Below are 22,676 nucleotides of genomic sequence, written 5' to 3'. Positions count from 1 at the left end.
AAATATGATGATTTACACGCATACCATTAACACATCGCTTGAGAGCAATAATGTAAATGATGATGATGTAATTGAATTGAAATCATGATTTGTTTTGTTTTTTACTTCTTTGATTCGGTTGCAAATATACTAGATAAAATAATTAAAAAGCAATTTTTATTTTAACTTAACGATAGTTTATTGTTAAAAATCGTCGTACACTGCGATATGACTAATAATTTTAAAATTACTTTAACGAATTATCATATTCATCAAAAACCAATAGCACGTTGGTACCAACCCCAATTTCACTTTCAATTTTAAATTTAATTTTAAGCAAATCTGTCATTCGTTTTACAATAAACAATCCAAGACCAGTTCCTTTAATTTCTGAATGACTTAGCGAATCTGATCTGAAAAAAGGATTCAGAATTGACTCAAGGTCTTTTTTCGCAATTCCTATTCCGCGATCTGAAATGTTGCAGATAATTTTATTATCCTCTCTTGATAATGAAACCGTAACTTTACTATCAGGTTTGGAATATTTTACCGCATTTGAAATAATATTTCGAATAATTGTCACTGTCAAATAATTATCTGAATAAATATAAAATTCTTCAGATGCCTCTAAAATCACATTTATTTTTCCCGATTTAATTTTCTCTGTATTCAACTTGAGAACATCTAAAATTACAGCATTTAGATAAACATTTTCTTTAAGAATATTCTGTTTCTGATTCTCAAAACGAGCCATCATAAGCAGCTGATCAACAAGAGAATTTAAATGGTCAACTTCATTAATACAATAATTTATTTTTTCTTCATATTCTTTGCTATCTCGAGGTTTGCGTATCAACACTTCAAGTGTTCCTTTAATAACAGTTAACGGTGTTCTCAATTCATGAGAAGCATCTGAAGTGAACTGTTTTTCACGTTCAATTGCATCTTCAATTCGGTTTAATAGATTATTTATAGTCTTAGAAAGTGTAAACAGTTCATCTCTTGTTTTTGGCAACGGAATACGCGCTTTAAGATTATCTTTAGTAATAACTTTTGAGGTCTGAATAATATTATTTATGGGTTTAATGCTTCGTCCCGCATAAAATCTAGCTAAGAAAAACAGAATCAGCAAAATGATGGGAAAAGTAATCAATAAAGTATCCATCAGATTATCCAAAACTTTTGAAGAGTCGGAAAGCGACATTGCAATAAGCAAATAACCAACTTTCTTAGACTGCACATGGAGCGGAACCTGAATTTGACGAATTTTATTTCCTAATAATTTAGTATCAAAAGGGTGGAAATCTTCACTTTTTCTATGAAAAACGAGTTTTTCATTTTTCAGATTAGGTGATTTTTCAATGATTTTTTTGTTCAAGTCCAAAAACTGAACAAAAATTGGATTTACGTCGACCGAATTATGTTCTCTTTCCTCCCATTCTTCGGCATCCATAAAGATTACGACGCCTTTTTCTATCCTTAGCTCTTTTAGATGATCTTGAATTTCTATGTTCAAATTCTCATCTATATGATTGTAAACTGTCAGTTTTACAATAAAATAAATAGCAGAAAAGACCGCTAAAATCAACAGTCCCGTTCCTACAATATAATTTAATGCTATTCTGTTTTTAAAAGATAATGATGTCATTTGTTAATCATTGGCAATATATCCAATGCCTCGAATGGTTTTGATATAATCTTCCTCGATTTTAAGGTTCAGTTTTTTTCGAATTGCGTTCATAAAAACATCTATTACGCCTGTATCGTACTCAAAATTGATTTCCCAAACATCTCTTAAAATCTGGTTTCTAGTGCAGACTTTTCCTTTATGCTGAATCAGATATGCTAAAAGTTCAAATTCTCGCTGAGTTAATGAAATTTCTTCATCACCTTTCAATACAATATGTCTGGACAAGTCCATTGTAATGTTTCCGAGAGTCAGGGTTTCAGTTTGTTTTTTGTTTCTAAAGTGAACTTTTATTCGCTCAACCAATTCCTCAAAACTAAAAGGTTTTTTAATATAATCGTTTGCTCCAGCTTTCAGACCTTCTATAGTTTCTTGAACAGTATCTTTTGCTGTCAAAAAAATGATTGGAGTATCTTGATCTTTAATTCGAATGGCTTTGCATAAATCGAGGCCGTTAATTTTTGGCAGCATCCAATCTAAAAGAATTAAGTCAAATTTTTGCTCCTGAACCAGCTCAAACCCTTTAGAACCATCACCTGCAGTAGTAATTTGATAACCTTCTTCTTGCAAACCCTGTTTTAGAAATTGAACAATCCCTACTTCGTCTTCAACTATTAAAATGTGCATTTATCGTATCTGATTAAAATTTGAATTTCTTTTTTGCCATTCAAAGATAGATAATTTAGCTCTCAGAAACAGTTCAACACAGCAATAAATAAAGAAAACCAATATCTTAAGCAAACTTTAAGTTAATGTTAAGTAAGGTAAAAGTCGAACTTAATCTGGCATTAATCATTCGAAAGTAATTTTGTAAAAAAATAAAACTGATGAATTTTTACAAAAAACTTTCGCCTTTCTACAATCTTGCTTTATTGTATTTTATTGTGAGTTTTACACTTAGAATGGTATTGCTATTTCATCCTATTACCCAAAGTACTTTCACATTTACAGAGAGCTTAAAAATATTCTCATTGGGTTTACTATCAGACTCTTTTGTATTTGTACTGGCTTCAGGCTTTTTATGGCTTTACCTTATTTTTATTTCCAATTCAAAATACAACAAGCCTTACGGGTATATTGTACTAGCAGGTTTTATTGCGCTTTTACTTTATATCGCATCGGGAAAAAGCATTTTTGATGAATACGGCGGTGCTTTGCCAAGAATCGTTCTGATTTTTGTTTCGTTAAAAACACTTTTGTTTGCACTTTTTCTTTTTCTTCCAAAACATAGAGATAAAATCAGGTTTTGGCTTTTTGCTTTTGTTATCTTTTTGTACGTTATAGTTATTCTTCAGAATGCAATAAGTGAATTTTTCTTCTGGAATGAGTTTGGTGTAAAATACAACTTTATAGCTGTCAATTATCTGATTTACACCAACGAAGTTATTGGAAACATTATGCAGTCTTATCCTGTAATCCCAATATTTTCTGCTTTATTCATTATTACAGGAATCATCACTTATTTTATTATTAAAAAATCAAGAAATTATATTGATGAAATTCCGAGTTTTAGTGACAAAATAAAAATTACAGCTCTTTATGCAGTTCTATTTTTAGCCTCTTTAGTAGCTGTACCAGGATTAGCTAAAACAGAAAACTCTAAAAATGTCTTTGTTAATGAGTTACAATCAAACGGGATCTATAAATTCTATCTAGCTTTCCAAAATAACAAATTGGATTATTTTAAATTTTATAAAACAATTCCAAACGAAAAAGCATTTGCTCTGCTAAAACAGAATTTACCTTCTATATCAGGAAAAAACACATTACGCGAAATAAAAGAAGATTCTCTCGAACAGCGTAAAAATGTAGTGCTAATTACAATTGAAAGCTTAAGTGCTGATTTCATGAAAACGTATGGAAACGAACAGAACATAACGCCATTTTTAGACAGTCTTGCACAAAAAAGTTTACTCTTTACAAACATTTACGCTGCTGGAAATCGTACAGTTCGCGGGCTTGAAGCCGTTACTTTATGCTTACCTCCAACAGCTGGTGAAAGTGTTGTAAAAAGAGAAGACAATAAGAATAAATTCTCAACCGGATCGGTGTTCCTTAAAAAAGGCTACAATGTTAAATTTATGTATGGCGGAGATGCTTTTTTTGATAACATGCAGGACTTTTATTCAGGAAACGGCTATCAGATTATTGACAAATCGAGCTTTGCCGAAAATGAAGTCACTTTTTCTAACGTTTGGGGAGTTTGCGATGAAGACATGTACAATAAAGCAATCAAAGTGATGAGTGCTGAGGCTAAACAAAATAAGCCTTTTTTCAATCATATTATGACCGTAAGCAACCACAGACCTTTTACTTACCCTAATAACAAAATTGATATTCCTGGAAATATTAAATCTCGTGATGGAGGTGTGAAATATACAGATTACGCACTTAAACAATTCTTTAATCAGGCATCAAAACAGCCTTGGTTTAAAAATACCGTTTTTGTAATCATAGCTGATCATTGTGCTTCGAGTGCTGGAAAAACAGAACTTCCGTTAGATAAATACAGAATTCCTGCTTTGATATATTCGCCAAGTATAAAACCTGAAAAGTATACCAAATTAATGTCGCAGATTGATATTATGCCAACATTATTCGGACTTCTTAATTTTGACTACGAAAGCAAATTTTTTGGACAAGATGTATTTAAACCAACCTATCAGCCAAGAGCTTTTATAGCAACCTATCAAGATCTTGGTTTAATAAAAGACAATGTTTTGACAATTTTATCTCCAAAACAGCAAATAAAACAGTTTCAATTGAAGCTTAATGAAAAAGCTGGAATTTCTCCTGAATTTCAAATTCATTACGATGAAATTCCGTTAAAAACCGAAAATGAAAATCTGGTCGATGAAACTATTTCTTATTATCAATCAGCATCTTATGTATTGAAAGAGAAAGAATATCAGTTTAAAGATTTAGCTGCAAAAAATGCTAAACTTTATGCAAACGAAGTAAAACATAAATAATTAAAAAGCCGCAAACTGAGAGAGTTTGCGGCTTTTTTTATGTTTGACTTGAAGAGAACTTTAGTCGTTTTGATTCTTCATTCCAAATAAATCTCCTCTTTGGTATAATTTTAAATCATCCTGCAAAAATTGATAATTTCTTTGTGTAACAGCTGGTGAGTCTAAGTCACTTAAATCAGGTTTACCTGCGTTTACCCAAGCAGTATACCAAAAACTTGCCGTTGCAGCAATTGCTTTTCTCATTTGGCTCTCAACCATTCCGTTCAATTGTTCGTGTAATTTTTTAGCATATTCATCAGAGAATTTAGAAGTATTGTATTTCGTTTTTGCGATTTTACCTTCAGCATCCATTTCAAAAACTTTATTCTCTGGAGTTTCTACTCTCAGTTTTTTATCAATATCCAACAAAGGTTGCGCTAAGGTATGAGTGTCATTAATCATATCCCAAATTGCCTTGTGAACATTAGCATAATATTGTGCTTCTGGAACATTTAATTTGTAGTTCTTAACGAATAATTCTGGCAATCTGCTTTCCCAAAGAGAATGAATCCCTTTTTGATCAGTCAATTGTCCGTCGTGATTTTTAGAAGTGTGTAAAGGCATATGCGCATCACCAACATAATGGCCTAAATCTGCTGCAAGAAATAAGATTTCTGCTCTATTTTTTTCTTTAAAAGCTTTAGTCAACTTTGCCATCATATCTTCAATATACCAAGGCAAGATTCCATTATCGCTTAAAAATTTAGCATCATATTTTTGTTTTGCTTCTTCTAATGTCTGTGGATAAGTGTCAGCAGGGCCGAAGTTTTCCATGTCAAAATAATGTCTTTGACCTTCTTCTTTATAATTTAAAGCATACTTACGGATATCTGGAACCGATGCTTCTTGTGTAATAAAATCAATGTGATTGTAAAAAAAGATCTGTAATTGTTTTGGTAAAGCCATTACAGCTGCTTTGTTAATACGCTCATGGCCAACATTTCCCCATGACAGCATAATAAACCCAATAACTAAAGCTCCGAAAGCGATTAGTTTTGGTCTCATTTGGATTTTCTTCATTTGTTTTTTTATTAGAGGGAGCAAATTTAGTTTTAATTAAAGAATACGCAAAAAATACTGTAATTAAGATTTACTAAATTTAAATTTTTGAGATTTTTCGCCCTAAAAGCAACAGAAGTTCATATTAACAATAATTTTCTTTGTAAGTTTGTTTTAGTATTAAATCTTACATATGCGCCATACTTTTCTTATTGCTGCTAGTCTTTTATCTAGCATTTGCTTTGCTCAAGAAATTGAATTAAAACCAGGCAAAGTAAACGACACCATCTTAAATCAAAAAAGAACTTTAAAAATAGCCGAACCTTTTAAAGCAAAAAAGGTAATGTGGGAGCTTTTTCCTGGTACAGAATATGGCAAACGCGACGGAAGCGGTTTCATTAGTTGGATCTGTAAAACTTGTACACCTTCTCCTTTTACAGATGTAAACGGTGTTGAAGGCGATCAGTTATTTCCATACACAGAAGGTGTTGCAACGAGACTTTTAGCAAATATCGACTATTCAGATTCAAAAGGCAATCAATATAAAATATTAGCTTTTAATCATTCTGTCCATGATGAAGACGGACTTCAGACAGGGCGTTTTTCCGGAGGATTGCTTGGTTTGGCAAAATTTGCAAAAAATGGCAATTCTTGGGATATGAGATCTTTTCAGCCAGCAGTTGCCGCTTTTGGCTCTTTTGCGCAATGTCCAACCCCAAAATTGGTCGAGATTGGGGAAGATCAGTTTGCTTTTACATTATTGCATGTTAATGGCGGCGCAGGCGGACCTTTTGAAGGATGGCTGTATCTAGTTGCTGGTTTTGATGGAAAATACCAGCCTATAATGGAAGTGAACGATTATCAGCTTACCAACGTTCAAAGCATAGAATGGTCTGGAACATACACCGTTGTAAATGATAATACAAAAAAGCATTTTAGAGATATTATCATCAAAACAAAGGGATTTTTCAATAAAGCATTAAAAGCTCAAGATGAATTTGAAACTAATGTTCCTGAAGAAATTGCGGCAATGGCCAAAACAAAAAAGTCATTCAATTTTGAGATTGAACGACGTTTTGCTTTCAAAGGAAAATTTTACAAAATGATTGACAAGCCAATTGTAAAATTCTCCAATGTAAAGTAATATAGTTAAAAAACTTTGAGTATAGTTTTACCGTAAAGAGCGCAAAGTTTATTTGCCTAAAATTTTGAATAAAACGCAAAGTTCGCAAAGCTTTGCACAAAAAACTTTGCGAACTTTGCGTAATTCTTTGCGGTTAAAAATATTAGCCTAAATAAAGAATTGATAGTAAAGCCAAAACGGCTATAAAAATCCAAAGAAAAACACCTTGCAATAAAGGCTTTACTCCTACTGTTTTTAAAGTAGCGAAATTTAAAGTTGCTCCAATCAAGAACAAAGTTATCGTTAAACCAATTTTTGCAATCCCAACAAGATGACCCGTAAAAATGGCTGTTGAAGGTATATAAGTATTCACGAGCATTGCTATAACAAACAAACCTATAAAGTAAGGTATTTTGATTTTTGAATTCTTGCTTTTAAAAAGAAAAGCGGTCAAGATTGAAATTGGAATAATCCATAAAGCTCTTGCTAATTTTACAGTTGTGGCAACTTGCAGTGCTTCAGCACCATATTTATTGGCAGCTCCAACAACAGAACTGGTATCATGAATGGCAATGGCACACCATAAACCAAAATCTTTTTGAGATAAATCTAATTGATGTCCGATAAACGGAAAAACAAATAAGGCAATTGAATTCAGTATAAAAATAACACCCAAAGCAATTGAAGTCTGATTTTCGTTTGATTTGATTACTGGCGAAATTGCCGCAATAGCACTTCCTCCGCAGATCGCTGTTCCGCAAGAGATTAAATGAGACGTTTTTCTTTCTGTTTTAAGCCACTTACCTAAAAGAAGCCCAAAAAGTAAAGTACTAAAGATTGAAAAAACGGTTAAAATAAATCCTTCTTTTCCTGCTGAAACTGCGCTGTTGGCGTTCATTCCGAATCCTAAGCCAACAACCGAAAACTGCAATAAAAATGTAATCGCTTTATGATTGAATTCTACAAATGGATTCCCGAAAAGATTCACAATTAAAACTCCCAATAAAAGCGCAATTGGTGGAGAAATAATCGAAAATAAACATAAAAGAATTACAGCGAGAAAAAGCACTTGCTGTACTGATTGATTAATTTCAAATAATTGTGCTGTGGTTTGTTCTTTTGTTTTCAAAATAAATGGGTATTGATATTATATTGCAAAGTTCCGCCGTTTATATTGAAAACGCCAATCGTAAATTACAATTGGCTATAACTTCAAGTTATAATGAATTGCCAAATTTTGAATAAACAGTTCTGATAACGAATCTGATTTCCCTTGTAAAGTAGCAATATAAAAATATCTTTCTATTGATAACTTTTCAACATCTAAAACAATCAATTCTTTATTTTTCAACTCTTTACTCACGGCATGAATAGACATAAAAGCAAAACAATCTGAGTTTAACAAATATGATTTTATGCTTTCTGTACTTCCAAGCTGCATTTCAATTTGTAGATCCGAGAATTTTAAGCCAGCTTTTTTCAAGGCGAATTCAATAACTTCAAGTGTTCCCGATCCACGTTCTCGAGTTATGAATTTCATTGATTTTAAATCATTTACCGAAATTTCGTTTTTCTTGACAAAAGGATTTTTGCTATTGCAAACCAAAACCAATTCATCTTTTAAAAACGGAATGTATTTTATAGATTGATTTTTAGAATGTCCTTCTACAATTCCGATTTCGATTTCTTTATTGATTAAGGCGTTTTCGATTTGTTCTGTATTTCCATTCAGTAAATTGACTTTTATATCTTTTTGTTTTTGATGAAAACTAGCCAAAACTGGAGAAATAATATATTGAGAAATGGTTGTACTCGCTCCTAGCCTAAGCAATCCTTGACGTTCTGCATTAAACGAACTCATTTCAAAGTCAATTTCGCGATAGATATCAAAAATACTTTTAGTATACTTTAGAAGAATTTTTCCTGCTGGAGTCAAAGCAATTTTAGAACCGTTTCGCTCGAAGAGCTTGGTTTTATAAGTTTCTTCTAACTCTTGAATATGCTTAGAAACTGCTGGCTGTGTAATATACAATTCTGTTGCCGCTTTAGTAAAATTAAGGCGGAGCGCAACGGTGTAGAAAACTTTTAGCCTGAAGTCCATGATTTTGGTTTATTTTGTTTCACGTTTAAAGTTTCAAGTTAGTGAAAAACTTTGAACCTTTGTCTCTCTGAACCTTTGCAACTTATAGTAACCCATTATACTTCCTAACAAACCATTCGATTGTTAGTAAAGTAGCAATCAAAATCAATAACCAAACCCAATCAATAATTGGCGTTTTACTTGAAATATTTTTCTCGATTGATTTGTATTCTTTGTTTTCTAAAAGTGCATTAATCAATTGATCGGCTTGATTTTCGAAGAAAGCTTTTCCTCCTGTTTGCTGCGCCAATTGATTTAATTTTAAGACATCTGGGTTTACGAATTGTTTTTCGATATCAAAATCTAGAATTTCAAAATGACTTGCGTATGAAGTATTCGAATTCAATTCTTTTACAGTAAAATTATACTTTCCAGCTGGAAGTCCTTCTAAGTTGGCTGAAAAAGAATTGCTTCCTTTTAGTAAATCGTAATTTTTAGTTTGTTTGGTCGCTACATTTACCACGCTAATTGTAAGTCTGGCTTTTTCGTCAAACTCATAATTCTTGTTGAAATATTGCGCGTTGATGATAATTTCTTCTCCAGAATTATAAAAACTTTCGTGTGTTACTACCAAAGATTTCTTTGAAGTCGATGATGCTAAATATTGAACAATCTTATCAATGAAAACATCATATTTTTCAAAAGACTGATTATCAACATGACTTTGCAAACGCCATTTCCAGCTATTTTCTCCTAAAAGGAAAGCAGTTCTTTTTCCTTGATTTTCGGCGAAAGCCAATAATGGAGCATTTGTAGAAACGTTTCTAATTTTTGACGAAAGCAAAACAGAGACATTTCCGTTTGTACTTATATTTCCGAAAGGATTCTGCAGAGGCGGGAAATTTTCAAAACCAATATCGTCAATTGCAAAAAGATTAAAATCAGAATGGAATTCATTAAGAAAATCTTCTCGCTGATTGCTCATTTTAAAAATCAGATTGTTTTGCTGCTGATTTAAAAAATTGAAATCAGTATTGTTTCCTGTTATAATAAAGGCATTTGTTCCTTTTAATTTATTATTGTCAAATATCGGTTTAAAAGCCGTTGTTGGCTGATACAAAACCAAAACAGAAACATCTTGTAAGTCATTAATTTGGTTTGGTTTAACGAATATCACTTTACGCTGTGCATTAACTTCAATTGATCTTTTTAAAGATGCAATATCTGGATGGTTAATTGCAGAAACAATAGCAATTGTTGATTTCTGATCGATAATTTCAACTGCAAAATTTTTGATATTGTTGTAGCTATTTTTTTCTTTAGCCGAAGATTGAATACTGGCTTTATAGATCTGTAATCCCACTTTATCCGCTGGTAATAGCAAGTTTAAAGAGGCTGTTTTTTTTGATGGCGAAAACGAAAGTTTTTCTTTTGCTACAACAGTATTTCCTTGCGAAATGGTAAATTCTGCATTTGCCGTTTTGTTACCAGCATACTGAAGAAAAACTTCAACAGGAAATTTATTTTTATGAAAAGCGTACTTGTTTACGTTAAGCTGATTGATTTTTAAATCAAAAAAAGTAGTTGTATCTCCCACAACCAAAGGATAAACTTTATTGACAGGATCGAATCTATACACATAGTCGTTTCCTGTAGTTTGATTTCCGTCTGTAATAATTACAGTTGGGAAAATAAGGTTTTTATTGATGCTTTTTAAATTCTTTGCCGCTTCATCTAAATTGGTTTGATTTCCCTTAAAATCAAATTTATCTGAAGTTTTAAAATCGTTGTCAAACTGATAAGATTGGATTTCAAATTTCTCTTTTAAAGCCGGATTTGAAACTAGTTTTTGATATAATTCGACTGCTTTTTTATCTGATTTTAAAGTTGCAATAGAACTAGAATTGTCGACAACAACTGCCAAAGGAGTTTTAGTAATCTCCAAGGAATTTTTAGAAATTATCGGATTGATTAATAAAACCAATAATCCGAAGATGGCCAAAAAACGTAAAAAAGCCAAAAGTATAATCACATTGGATTTACTTTTGGCTTTGAAAAAATATTGAAAGTACGATAAACCACCAGCAATTACTAAAGAAAGCAATAATAAAAGAATCGTGTTTGTCGTCATATTTATTTAGTATTCAGTATCAGTTTACAGTCATCAGATTTTAAAAGTCAATTACTTGACTAAAAGTGTTCAGCTATCTAGAATCAGAATAGACTGAATACTAAAACCTTTGAACCTTTGCAACTTAGTACCTCAGTACCTTATGTTAGCATTCCTCCGCAAACATTAAGAACTTGTCCTGTAATGTATCCGCTCATATCAGAAGCAAGGAATAAACAAGCATTTGCTACGTCTTCTGGAGTTCCTCCGCGTTTCAACGGAATACCTTCTCTCCATCCTTTTACTACATCTTCGCTTAATTTTGCAGTCATTTCAGTTTCGATAAAACCTGGAGCAATTGCATTGCAACGAATGTTACGAGAACCTAACTCAAGAGCTACAGATTTTGTAAATCCGATTGCACCAGCTTTAGAAGCTGCGTAGTTTGTCTGACCTGCGTTTCCAGAAACTCCAACAACAGAACTAATATTGATGATAGATCCAGCTCTTTGTTTCAAGAAAGTTTTCTGAATCGCTTTTGTCATATTAAAAACCGATTTCAAGTTTACATCAATTACTTGGTCAAAATCTGCTTCAGACATACGCATTAAAAGGTTGTCTTTTGTAATTCCAGCATTGTTGATTAAGATATCTACAGTTCCAAAATCTGCTAAAACAGCATCAACAAAGGTTTGAGCTTCGTTAAAATCTGCTGCGTTAGATTGGTATCCTTTTGCTTTAACTCCTAAACTATTTAATTCTGCTTCTAAAGCTTCCGCAGATGCTGCAGATGAGCTGTATGTAAAAGCAACGTTTGCTCCATGTTTAGCAAAAACTTCAGCAATTCCTTTTCCAATTCCACGGCTTGCACCAGTAATAATTGCAACTTTTCCTTCTAGTAATTTCATATTAAGGTATTCGTTTTATTTTTTGAATTACAAATATAGATTATTTGAGCATTTAATAAAATTTGTAATCCAAAAATTGGCTTAAGAATTTTATATGCTGCTAAAACAAAAAAAAACAGCTCATAAAAATGAGCTGTTCCCCCCAAAATAAAAAAACAAAACTAAAAAAGTTTAAATGCGATTTTGAATTGCTTGATTCTATTCTTCTTTTTCTTCTCTATTCTCCTTAATTTTATCAAAGACTATACAGCCAATCGCAACTATTATTGAGATATATAAGTAAGTCCTTAAGTATTCATAGAAGTATTGATTTATAGTAAGAAGCCCTATTCCCCAAAGGAATATTGCAATTGTTGCCGGTGTCAATATTTTTTTAACCATAATATCTATACAATGAAAAGTTAGATTGTTTAATTCAGAAATTATGTTTGGTAAAAAACAGAACAAAAGAAAGTTTAAATGTGATTTTGTTTCGTAACATAAAATATAACAATCATGACTACCGCCATAATTAGCATTCTGAAAATCGAAGTTTTAAATTCATTTGTTTCTTCTACTTTATCCTTTTTCCATTGTTTGATAAGATTCCAAACCATAAAAGGAAAAATTACAAGTATAGAGATATACAAATAGTAGCGAACGTATTCGTAGTAATATTGATTTATAAGTAAAAGACCTATTCCCCAAAAGAATATTGCAATTGTTGCCGGTGCCAATATTTTTTTAACCATAATATCTATATAATGAAAAGTTAGATTGTTTAATTCAGAAATTATGTTTGGTAGAAGCAGCTCAAAAAATGAGCTGCTTTCTGAAATAAAAAATATTCTTAACTAATTATTGGAACGCATATGTAGTAATTCTAAAACTGCTTGATGCACCAGCAAAAGTGTAGATTGTGTTAGAGAAACTTATTCTGAAGTTTTCTCTAGTAACATATAAACCTTTAGGATCCATCAATTTGTCGTCAAGATTTTTAACTAAAGGATCTGCTGCAATCACTGCAGTTCCGTTATGCCATAATGAATGTTTTAGAATAATAGTTTTATTAACTGCATCTTCTGTAACAGTTGCTCTATGATATACAGTTGCTTTTCCTCCTGTAAAACTATACATAATGTCTACCGTACGATTATTGTAAAAAGTAAATTGTACTCTGTTTACTTTTGCCACTGATGCACTATTAATTTCATTTAATAAATAATTGCACAATTGCGAATTTGTAGGTGCGTTTACTAGATTTGCAGCAATATAACCATAAGCAGTAGATGGAGCTCCAGCTGCTGGCAATGTCACTTTATAGTCATCTGTAAGTCTTGGCGGTGCATTTGTATACATAATAGTAGCCTTAACCCCATCTTTTCCGGTAGCAACAAAAGTATTTGTAGCACTGTCGTAAACAAAGTCGGTAAGTTTTTGTCCTTTAACCTCTAATGGAAGTTTAGTGTAAGCTCCTTTTGGATTGAATGAGAATGCAAGATCATAACTTGTATTAACAGCAGGATCTAAAGAATATCCTGTACCGAAACGAGCACTAGCGTTATAACTAAAATCATAATTTTTAGTAGCTGTACCATCATTTATTGCTAATATTCTAAATAATGGGCTATACATATCACCTGTAATGGCTTTAATAATAGGAACGTTTCCTGGTAAATCTGCCCAATCTTTTGGTGTAGCTTTTACAAAACGAAGAAAGTGGCTATTTCTATTTGTTCTAAAGATAATGTCACCATTTTTTTGTCCATAGTAATAAAACTGAAAGTCACCTAAATATCCTTTTGCAAGAAGTGCCGCAGTTGGATAATTACTCGCATCTGATAAAAGGTGGATTCTATTTTGTGTACTAAAAACTAAACTCACAGTGCTTCCTACTTGAAGATCGTACTGGCTTTGGTAAGTTTTAGTGTCAATCTGACCATCTTTACCTGTAAAATCTGATGCCATATCTACTTTCATATCTGGCAAAAATTTAAACAAATGTGTCCATCCTCCTAATTGCGTACTATCAGTATAATAAACTGCTTTCCAGCCGTCTGCAGAAGAAAGCAACAAATCGTTTAATTCCTTTTGACGTCCACTTAATCGATCAGTAGCATTTTGATCGAATTTTGCATCAACTTCTGGGCTAGAACATGATCCCAAAAGCAAAGCTGCAAAAGCGATCGTTAAGCACTTATATATATTTTTTACTTTCATAATATTGAATTTTATAAAAATTTATTGTCCTTAATTATTTATTACAGCATCTGTATTCTTTTGAGCTTCATCTCTTAATGCGTAAAAGTCTATATTGAAAGAATCTTTATAATATTTAACTACCAAAGCTTCTTTTGCTTTAATATTAGCTTTTGCAGTAGCGTCTGTTATACTTGCTAAAATGGCATCATATTCAGCTTTAGAACTTGTTAAGATTGTAGCGGCAGTTTCTGCGAAATCTTCGTATATGTTTAATCTCGCATAACTTGTAATAAAACCTAAAGATCTAGAAGTCGCAATTGCTTCATTATACCATGTAGTGGTATATCCAGAAGGCGTTAATTTTGCCCACGCCTGCTCATCAAAAGGTTTAGTTTGGTTTAAAATATGTACGTATTCATGCTGAATAGTATGAATAAATTGCGTTACGCTAGATCTGCTTTTTTTATTAAGATTATCAACTTGAAAAAGAGACACTCTTTGACCAGCTTCTGCAAGTCCAAGCGTTACAGTACCATTTGTATTTAAGTTGACTCCACCTACAAGAACAAATTCTCTCGGAGCAATTTTTTTAACAAAGTCCTTTCCTCCAATAGTGCTATAACTATCAATCCAGATTTTCTTTACAACTTCCATTGCAGGCTGCACTTTAGCTCCCTGCGGAGGATATAAATATCTATTTTCGTCTACCATATTCTGGTTCCATTCGTAATACACATTGATATTGTATGGACTTAAGAAATTTGCACCAATCCAATTGTCTAATTCTGTTTTTTGTGGTGTAGAAAAATCTAACTGGCTTTCTTTTGGCTGATCTTCGTGTGCACATGACGCAAGCAATAAGGCACCTGCAATGACTACTGTTTTATATGTTTTGAATATCTTCATAATACTTTCTAATTAAAAATTTACCTAGGATTTTTTTCAATACCATTATCTGAAGCTCTAAGCGGTATTTGCAACGCTCTTCTTTTATCGTCTTTTTCTAAGATGTTGTTTTTTACCACTTTTCCAAATTCAAGAGTATTGTGCGTCACAACAAGATTAAAACGTTTGATATCAAACCATCTAAGACCTTCGCGGATAAAATCTCTTCTTCTTGCTTCGGCAATTGCTTTGATATACGATTTTTGAAGATCTGTTAATGCATAAAATGGCGTAAATTCATCTGCAATCGGCGGATATTTAGCAGTAACAATTGCTTCATTTAAAATATCTGTTGCTGCATTGTATCCTGAAGTTCTAGTTCCTAAGAAATATCCTAATTCTGTATTCACTTCAGCAATTCTGTTTTTCATTACCAATGCTTCAATACGGTTCAAATACATTTCATCATTACTAAATAATACAGAACCAGTGTAAGGCTCACCTGTACGAGATGTTAAATTTGTGTATTTAAAATACTCATAAAGCTTAGGAACAAATACGTTTGTACCTCCAAAATACTGGCCGTTTGCTCTAATTAAATTAGGTTTTGCCCACATATTGGTTTGTGTACCTAATATTTCATCAGATCTATTTCCAGGAAGCGCAAATCTGTACGCTGCTGATCTGTTTGCAATTGAGTTTGGATAAGCTACCAATAAATTAGTTTCTTGTTCAACTCTTGAATATTCAATTGGCATTTGAGCAAAAGCTGCAGCATTAAAAGCCGTATAGTTTCTGATTTTTGTCGGTTTAGAGCCAAGCCCTTCAGAATATTCCAATACCTTATCCCAATCTCCTTTGATTAAGTAAAAACGGCAAGCAAATGCTTTTGCTGCATCTACATTGAAGTGGTATTTTGGCTCTTTATATTCACTTGTGATGTATTTCATTCCTTCATTGATGTCTTGCTCAATAAAGTCGAATACTTCTTTTACAGTGTTACGCTTGTATTTTACCAATAATTCTGTTTCTGGTTTAGTTATATAAGGAACTCCTAAATCTGTCGCTGCTGTTGCAGGATTATAACGATTTGCCCACAATGAAACTAACATAAAATGATTGTAAGCTCTTGCAATTAAAGCTTCTCCTTTTAACGGATTAAGAGTCTCTTTGCCTCCAAGCTTTTCGATAGCATCTAAAGCCTGATTTGCCGCTGCAATTGCTTCGTAAGATGACATCCAGAATGCATTTTCACTATCAGTTCCGATTTGACTCTGCATTTCCCAGTTGAAGCTCTCCTCGTTAATTATGCTTACAGATTGTAATGATTCAGTATCAAAAACGTTATCTGACATTACCTCTGCAATCGGAAAGTACGATCTATCTGGATAAGCAGTAACTAATAATTCTGATATTTTTTCTGGAGTATCTATCTGTGTTCTATTATCTGGCACTTCTGAAAGAAAATCATCGCAACTGCTAATAGTAACCAGTAATAATAATGACAGTGCTATTTTTATATTTTTCATAATCAATTTAGTATTAGAATGAAATATTAATTGCAAAAGTATATTGTGCCGTAATTGGGAAAGCTACCCCTCCTGTGTTACGGAATTCAGGATCTTGTCCGTTTAATTTTTTATCTGAATAAATCAACCAAGGATTAACCGCTGAACCTTTCAAAGTGAAAGTTGACAATCCTAATTTTCTCTTATAATCGCTTGGGAATTCCCAGCTTAAAGAGATGTTTTTTAAACGTACGAAATCACCGCTTGCAATTCTAACATCAGAGTAATTGTAAGTATTATAAGCAATCTGCAAGTCGCTTGGACCATAATTTCTATTCATTAATTTATCTGCAATAACAGGAACATTAGTATAATTTTCGTCTCCCGGATTAATCCATCTGTTTGCAAAGTCTTTTGTAAATACTGTCTGATCTGTATACTTGTTGCTATACACAGGGTTTAATCTTACTTTGTTTCCTCCAGATCCAACAACAAATACATAAAGTGACCAGTTTTTGTATGTGAATGTGTTCGCAAAACCAATAGATTTGTTAGGCTCTACAGATCCTTCATATTTCAAATATTTAGTTACGTCATTAGTATCTTGGAAATTAGCATCTGTTATATTGTTTTCTGCTCCGTCTTGCAAAATAAAAGTTGGAAGACCTTCATTATTTAAACCTGTAAATTGGTAAGAATATAACGAGTTTCTAGGATGTCCTACTGTATTACCACCATTTGTAGCAATCAAATCAAAAACAGCTGGTTTGTTAGCCAATTTTGTGATTTTTTGATCATACACAGAGAAGTTTACTGTAGTAGACCATTTAAAATCTTTTGAAACAATGTTTTGAGTTGTAAAACCAACTTCAAGACCTTTAGTTTCCATATCTGCATTATTACCTTGTTTAATAGATTCTCCACCTACTCCAGATGTAATTACGTAATCGATCAAATCGAATGCTTTACGGCGATAAACATCTGTTGTAAACTGTACTCTATTTCTAAACATTCCAAGATCTACTCCAATATTTGTTTCATATTGTTTTTCCCAAGTCAAATCTTTGTTCTGTAAATCTTCTATACGAATTGCATTTTCTCTATCTCCAACAGCAAAACGGTCTGTGATAAAGCTTTTATAAATTGCCAATGAGTTTGTTGCCGGCCCAGCAGTTGCTGTTAAACCATAAGAAGCTCTTAATGCCAATGTATTGATAGTCTCAACATCTTTCATAAAGTTTTCCTCTTTAATATTCCATTTACCACTCACAGTATAAGTTGGTAACCATCTTGAAGAACCAACATCTCCTTGTCTATTTGAACCGTCATAACGACCTGTTAAAGAAGCTGTATAACGACGATCATAAGTATATCCTACTTTACCAAAGAAACCAACAGTACGCTCTCTTTCTGCTCCAAACTCATAGTAAGAGTTTCCTTCATTTACCAATTTTTCAATCAATTTAGGATCAACAAAAGAAGTAAGACCTTTCTCGAACTGAATACCAGCAGCAGTAAAATTGTCATTATTTCTATCTACAGATCTAAACTCTGTACCTACGAATGCTTCTAATTCATGTTTTTCATTAAATGTATTTCTGTATGTAACACTATTTCTAACATTGTAAGAAGTCATATCATTAGTAAACTTTCTTAAGAATCCACCATTTGGCAACACCGAAACTTTAGGTGCTGTTAAATCATTTGGATTTTGGTATAAAAACACGTTGTCTTTCTGAATTTGAGTATTCAAAGTTGCACCAACTCCAGCGTTGTAAGCTCCCACTACGTTAGAATCTTCGTAGATCTTGTGCTCTCTTGAAGTATTAGCATAACGTGCTGATGCTGTAAGGTTATAAGATAAATTTTTATTGATTTTATAATCTAAATCAGCTTGAAAACGAATATCATTTACTTTAATATCTAAAGTATTATTTTCCAATTCGTTAAGAATATTCATTGGAGCCCAGTTATTTTGGTAATATTCTAGGTTTCCATTTTCATCATAAGGTCTTAACGTTCTGCTTGTACTCAATACATAATTAAATGGGTTGATATCAAAATCTCTAGTTACTTTACCAAAAACAAGATCATTCTTGCTATCGTAAGCACCTGGAGCCTCTTGATCACGCATCGATCCTAAAGTCGATAACGTAATATTTAATTTGTCGTTAATGTAGAATGTCCCTTTAATGTTAGCTGACAACTGTTTTACATTATCTGCCACAGTCCATCCTGGATCTGTATAATACCCTAGAGAAGCATAAAAAGTATTATTTTTTCCTCCGCCAGAAAAACTTAAAGAGTGATTTTGAGTAATTGAAGGTCTAAATAAAACTTTAAACCAATCTGTATTTGCTAACTCGTATTTTTTCAAAAATTGATTAATGTATGGTTGCTCATTTCTAACTCCAAATTGTCCGTTAGAACTATCATATAAATTAATCTGTTTTGCCAAAATTCCATAAACACCACTAAATCTAGCTGTTAAAGAAGAGCTTTGATCCAAATATCCTTTTGTTCTCATTTCTTGAAAAACACTCATAGATTCTTGAGAGTTTAAGATGTCAAACTGAGTATAGCTTGGTACCGTTCTAACAGTATTCTCTACAGAATAGTTTATTTTTAAAGGAGAATCTCTACGACCTTGTTTTGTCGTAACAACCACAACTCCGTTTAACGATCTAGAACCATAGATTGAGGTAGCAGACGCATCTTTAAGAATTTCAATACTTTGAATATCATTTGCATTTAAACCAGCAACTGCAGAACTTAATAATGTAGCAGAGTTTCCAGATGCTAAATCTGCAAATGTTACATTGATAATATCTTCTTGAACCACACCATCAATAACCCATAAAGGTTTTGTATCACCAAAGATAGAAGAAGATCCACGAACTGTAATTTTTGGAGTAGCACCAAAAGATCCTGTTACGTTTTGTACCGTAACTCCGGCAGCTTTACCTTCAATCATTCTACTTACGTCTACAACACCATCAACTTTTAACTCAGCACCAGAAATTTTACTGATTGCTCCAGTAAATGTTCTTTTTGATGTTTTTTCATATCCTGTAGTAACAACAACTTCTTTAAGATTTTGTCCTGCCTCAGTTAAAACCACAGTTGGCGTAGGATTATTAATTCCGATTTCTTTTGTCTCCATACCTACATAAGAAATAACTAAACGATCTACGTTTGCAGGCATTTCGATAGAGAAATTTCCATCAAAATCTGTTAATACAGCAGTTTTCGTTCCTTTTGCCATTACAGTAGCTCCAGGAAGAGGCGACCCACTTTGATCTGTAACTTTTCCTTTGATGATTGGTCCGAAAGTCAAGATTTCAAACAAAGAATCGTGATTATTTGCATTAGAAAAAGAAACTGCACTTTTTTGAAGTACAATCTGATTACTCACTTCAGAAAAAGTAATATTAAAAGGAACCAATACTCTGCTCAAAATGCTGGCCAGAGTTTCTTGATTTGCTTCAATACTTACTTTCTCTCCAAGCTGAGGAAGTCTTGAGTTATAGGAAAATTTTACATGAGCAGACTTTTCGATTTTCGATAAAGCATTATCTAAAGTTAAGTTATCAACTGTAATCGTGACTTTAGTATCTAATTTTTTCTGCCCATTTACATTATTTGCGAGAGTAACGCTTGAAAATACAAGCGCTAACACAAACTGAAACAGCGTTATTTTCATGATTTGGTGAAGTAATCGTTGCTTGACAACAGGTTTTTTCATAATTTTGGTTTGTTTTGATTAATACTATTCGAGTGTATTTTAAGAAACATCATAAATTGCCCTTTACAGAGAGTAATTTATTCAGATTTAAGTGTCGTTAATGTTACAGCATTCTCGGCACTTTTTTTATGTATTAGTTTTTTACATAGGCAGTTATAAATTATTTTTTAGTTCTTAATTAGTTTAATTTTGGTTTTATTTTATTTCAATTTTTAATTGAATTAAGAATTCTAGTTACAGCCAGAACTCGTAATTACAATTTGATTTCCGTTCATTTCGTAATTAGTATCATTACCAATACTTTTACAAATTATTTTGAGCTTTTCGGCAAGCGGCTGATCGCTTAATGAAGTAGTTAATCGGCAATCTTTCAATTTTTCATGTGGAAAATCAATATCTACCAAATAAGCCTGCTCAATAGTTTCAAGAATTTGTGCCACAGGAATGTCGTTAAATTCAAAACTTAACTGTTCGATATTCCTAATACTGCTAACTAAAATAGGATCTTGCGTAATATTAGTTATTTTATTAAAAACTAATTCTTTACGAGCAAAACGCAATGCCTGATTAGGAAGAAGAACAATTTCCTTGTTTTCAACATTGTGAACTAAATTGTTAGATTTTACCTTAACTTTACCGGTGCGAACAAGAACTTCGACATTCTGCTGGTCTGGATAAGCCTTTATCCTAAAGCTTGTTCCAACAACGCGAGTTACAATTTCGTTAGCATAAACAAAAAAAGGCTTTTTAGGATTTTTACTAATTTCAAAGAAACCTTCGCCGGATAAATACACCTTTCTTTCGTTTCCGGTAAAGATTTTAGGGTAACTTAATTTACTGTTGGGCTGTAATAAAACCGAACTTCCATCAGATAAAGTAACTATCTGTGATTTTTCAGAATTGTTGGTTTGTTCTACCAAACCTTCATCATTATCCTGAATAAGTTCGTTATAAGTAACTACATTATCAGTAGTTATTATATTCATCTTAAAAAACCATACGGAAAACACACCAACTAAAATAGCCGCCGCAACGCCACTAATCCAGTATCTTTGTATTTTTAGTTTTTTAATTTTTGAAGTCTCTTGAGAAAGTTCTTCTCTCTGTTCAATTTTACGCCAAGTTTCTTTTAAGGCTTCATGAACATCGTTTGATGACAAATGAGATTCTGGAACTCGCATTGCCAAAAGTACGAGTCTAGCATCTTCAACAAGTTTGGCTCTTTGCAGATTCTCTAAAGTCCATTCTTCCCAGCCTTGTTCGTCAACTTTAGATAAAATCCATAATTGAAAAGATTCATCAGCTAGAAAGTCTTCTATTTCGATATAATTGTTACGTTTTTGCATCTTACTATTAAGGTTACAAAAACATAGAGGACAGTTTTATTATTATATACTCACCTATTTAAGATTTTTTTTTGATTTTTTCTTAAATTTTTAAAAAACTCCTGAAGATATAAGGACTAGAAGCGGAATACTGCCTTTCCATTCCTTACGAAGATTTAATAAACCACGATGAAGAAGGTTGCTCGCAGACTGATAATTCACCTCCAATAAATCGGCAATTTGATCTACACTCAAGCCTTGATGGTAACGTAAATACAATGCTTCTTTTTGGCGTCCAGGCAAATCATTTAATAATTTATTCAAAAGAAGAACACGTTCGGCTGTGACTTCGTCTTCAACCAAATCATTTTCTATCGAAAAGTCAAAAAGAAACTCCAAAACGTCAGTAGTTGTAGTTTTTCTAAAAACATGATCTCTTTCATGCAAACGAGCAATTCTCTTTCTAACACTTGAAAGTAAATATGCCTTAACAACAACATTATCTTGAAGAGAATCTCGGTAAAGCCAAATATCAGCAAAAACATCTTGAATACAATCTTGCACCTTTTCAGCATATGGACAAAGCGAATTGCCGTAACTGATTAGGTCTCTATAATACTTTTCAAAAAGTAAAGAGAAAGATTTCTCATTACCATTTTTCAAATTATTCCATAGAATAAAATCATCTAAAACTTTGTTTTTTAAAATTTGGCTCATACAAAATACTTTGGGCAAAAAATCCAATCATTTTCGATTACTTTAAAAGAAGATTAATTGCAAGAGATTAAAATTATGATGAAAAAATTTAATTCAATAGACTCGTCCAGATTCATAAACAAACTTTAATTTAACAGAAATTAAATAAGAATTTTACATTCCAACAGACTTTAGTCATCTCAAAAAGAACTAAGTTTTAACATTATTTTTTGTTTTTGTGTGATAAATATAGAAAAGCAAATGATTAAAACCCAATAATTCGCTAAAATTTGCTTCTTTTTCCAAATTCATCAGTATTTACCCTACTTTTTTGATCAAACTTAAAATTTACCATAATTTAAATTTTAATTAACAGAATTACGCAAAGTGATTTACATTTGACCTGATTATTCAATCAAATAAAAATCACAAAAAAAGC

At 32.3% G+C, this 22,676-nt stretch carries 16 protein-coding genes; 2 read left to right on the top strand and 14 right to left on the bottom strand.

Annotated features, from left to right (window positions below):
- Positions 1–226: 226 nt before the first annotated feature.
- Both DMA14_RS11965 and DMA14_RS11960 read right to left on the bottom strand, forming a co-directional pair.
- Positions 227–1,627 carry a sensor histidine kinase gene (locus DMA14_RS11965; RefSeq protein WP_111424886.1) on the bottom strand — a complete coding sequence of 467 codons (1,401 nt, stop codon included), beginning with the start codon at positions 1,625–1,627 and terminating at the stop codon, positions 227–229.
- A gap of 3 nt (positions 1,628–1,630) precedes the next feature.
- A complete protein-coding gene (locus DMA14_RS11960) occupies positions 1,631–2,293 on the bottom strand; it encodes a response regulator transcription factor (RefSeq protein ID WP_111424885.1) in 663 nt (220 codons plus the stop codon).
- 200 nt (positions 2,294–2,493) lie between these two features.
- On the opposite strand from DMA14_RS11960, the gene DMA14_RS11955 reads away from it, so the two are divergent.
- Positions 2,494–4,638, top strand: coding sequence for an LTA synthase family protein (locus DMA14_RS11955; RefSeq protein WP_111424884.1), 2,145 nt, complete (start codon positions 2,494–2,496; stop codon positions 4,636–4,638).
- Positions 4,639–4,698: 60 nt separating this feature from the next.
- Here the strand turns inward: DMA14_RS11955 and DMA14_RS11950 are convergent, their stop codons facing one another.
- A complete protein-coding gene (locus DMA14_RS11950) occupies positions 4,699–5,697 on the bottom strand; it encodes a zinc dependent phospholipase C family protein (RefSeq protein WP_111424883.1) in 999 nt (332 codons plus the stop codon).
- A 172-nt stretch (positions 5,698–5,869) separates the two neighbouring features.
- Between DMA14_RS11950 and DMA14_RS11945 the strand changes: the two genes are divergently transcribed.
- On the top strand, positions 5,870–6,820 hold the full coding sequence (locus DMA14_RS11945) for a hypothetical protein (protein ID WP_111424882.1): 951 nt from the start codon (positions 5,870–5,872) through the stop codon (positions 6,818–6,820).
- 142 nt (positions 6,821–6,962) lie between these two features.
- Here the strand turns inward: DMA14_RS11945 and DMA14_RS11940 are convergent, their stop codons facing one another.
- The 11 genes from DMA14_RS11940 to DMA14_RS11885 all read right to left on the bottom strand — a co-directional run bounded on the left by DMA14_RS11940 (position 6,963) and on the right by DMA14_RS11885 (position 22,258).
- On the bottom strand, positions 6,963–7,928 hold the full coding sequence (locus DMA14_RS11940; protein ID WP_111424881.1) for a YeiH family protein: 966 nt from the start codon (positions 7,926–7,928) through the stop codon (positions 6,963–6,965).
- A 75-nt stretch (positions 7,929–8,003) separates the two neighbouring features.
- On the bottom strand, positions 8,004–8,900 hold the full coding sequence (locus DMA14_RS11935; protein WP_111424880.1) for a LysR family transcriptional regulator: 897 nt from the start codon (positions 8,898–8,900) through the stop codon (positions 8,004–8,006).
- 82 nt (positions 8,901–8,982) lie between these two features.
- Positions 8,983–11,010 (bottom strand): hypothetical protein, encoded by a 2,028-nt coding sequence (locus DMA14_RS11930; RefSeq protein WP_111424879.1) that lies wholly within the window; start codon positions 11,008–11,010, stop codon positions 8,983–8,985.
- A 140-nt stretch (positions 11,011–11,150) separates the two neighbouring features.
- Positions 11,151–11,897 carry a 3-oxoacyl-[acyl-carrier-protein] reductase gene (fabG, locus tag DMA14_RS11925; RefSeq protein ID WP_111369193.1) on the bottom strand — a complete coding sequence of 249 codons (747 nt, stop codon included), beginning with the start codon at positions 11,895–11,897 and terminating at the stop codon, positions 11,151–11,153.
- A 455-nt stretch (positions 11,898–12,352) separates the two neighbouring features.
- Positions 12,353–12,628, bottom strand: a complete 276-nt coding sequence (locus DMA14_RS11915) for a hypothetical protein (RefSeq protein ID WP_111424877.1) — start codon at positions 12,626–12,628, stop codon at positions 12,353–12,355.
- Positions 12,629–12,734: 106 nt separating this feature from the next.
- A complete protein-coding gene (locus DMA14_RS11910; protein ID WP_111424876.1) occupies positions 12,735–14,096 on the bottom strand; it encodes a DUF4302 domain-containing protein in 1,362 nt (453 codons plus the stop codon).
- A 30-nt stretch (positions 14,097–14,126) separates the two neighbouring features.
- Entirely contained in the window at positions 14,127–14,984 is an 858-nt protein-coding gene (locus DMA14_RS11905; RefSeq protein ID WP_111424875.1) for a zinc-binding metallopeptidase, read from the bottom strand.
- Between the two features lie 20 nt (positions 14,985–15,004).
- Positions 15,005–16,492, bottom strand: coding sequence for a RagB/SusD family nutrient uptake outer membrane protein (locus tag DMA14_RS11900; RefSeq protein ID WP_111424874.1), 1,488 nt, complete (start codon positions 16,490–16,492; stop codon positions 15,005–15,007).
- A 13-nt stretch (positions 16,493–16,505) separates the two neighbouring features.
- The gene (locus DMA14_RS11895) at positions 16,506–20,216 is read right to left on the bottom strand and encodes a SusC/RagA family TonB-linked outer membrane protein (protein ID WP_111424873.1); all 3,711 of its coding nucleotides are present in this window, start codon (positions 20,214–20,216) and stop codon (positions 16,506–16,508) included.
- Between the two features lie 230 nt (positions 20,217–20,446).
- Positions 20,447–21,562 carry a FecR family protein gene (locus tag DMA14_RS11890; RefSeq protein WP_111424872.1) on the bottom strand — a complete coding sequence of 372 codons (1,116 nt, stop codon included), beginning with the start codon at positions 21,560–21,562 and terminating at the stop codon, positions 20,447–20,449.
- Between the two features lie 90 nt (positions 21,563–21,652).
- Positions 21,653–22,258, bottom strand: a complete 606-nt coding sequence (locus DMA14_RS11885; protein WP_111424871.1) for an RNA polymerase sigma factor — start codon at positions 22,256–22,258, stop codon at positions 21,653–21,655.
- Positions 22,259–22,676 lie beyond the last annotated feature (418 nt).

Source organism: Flavobacterium sharifuzzamanii (assembly GCF_003254585.1).
GTDB classification, from domain to species: domain Bacteria; phylum Bacteroidota; class Bacteroidia; order Flavobacteriales; family Flavobacteriaceae; genus Flavobacterium; species Flavobacterium sharifuzzamanii.
Note: the sequence above shows the minus strand (reverse complement) of the source record. Positions and strands in the feature narration are given on the sequence as shown.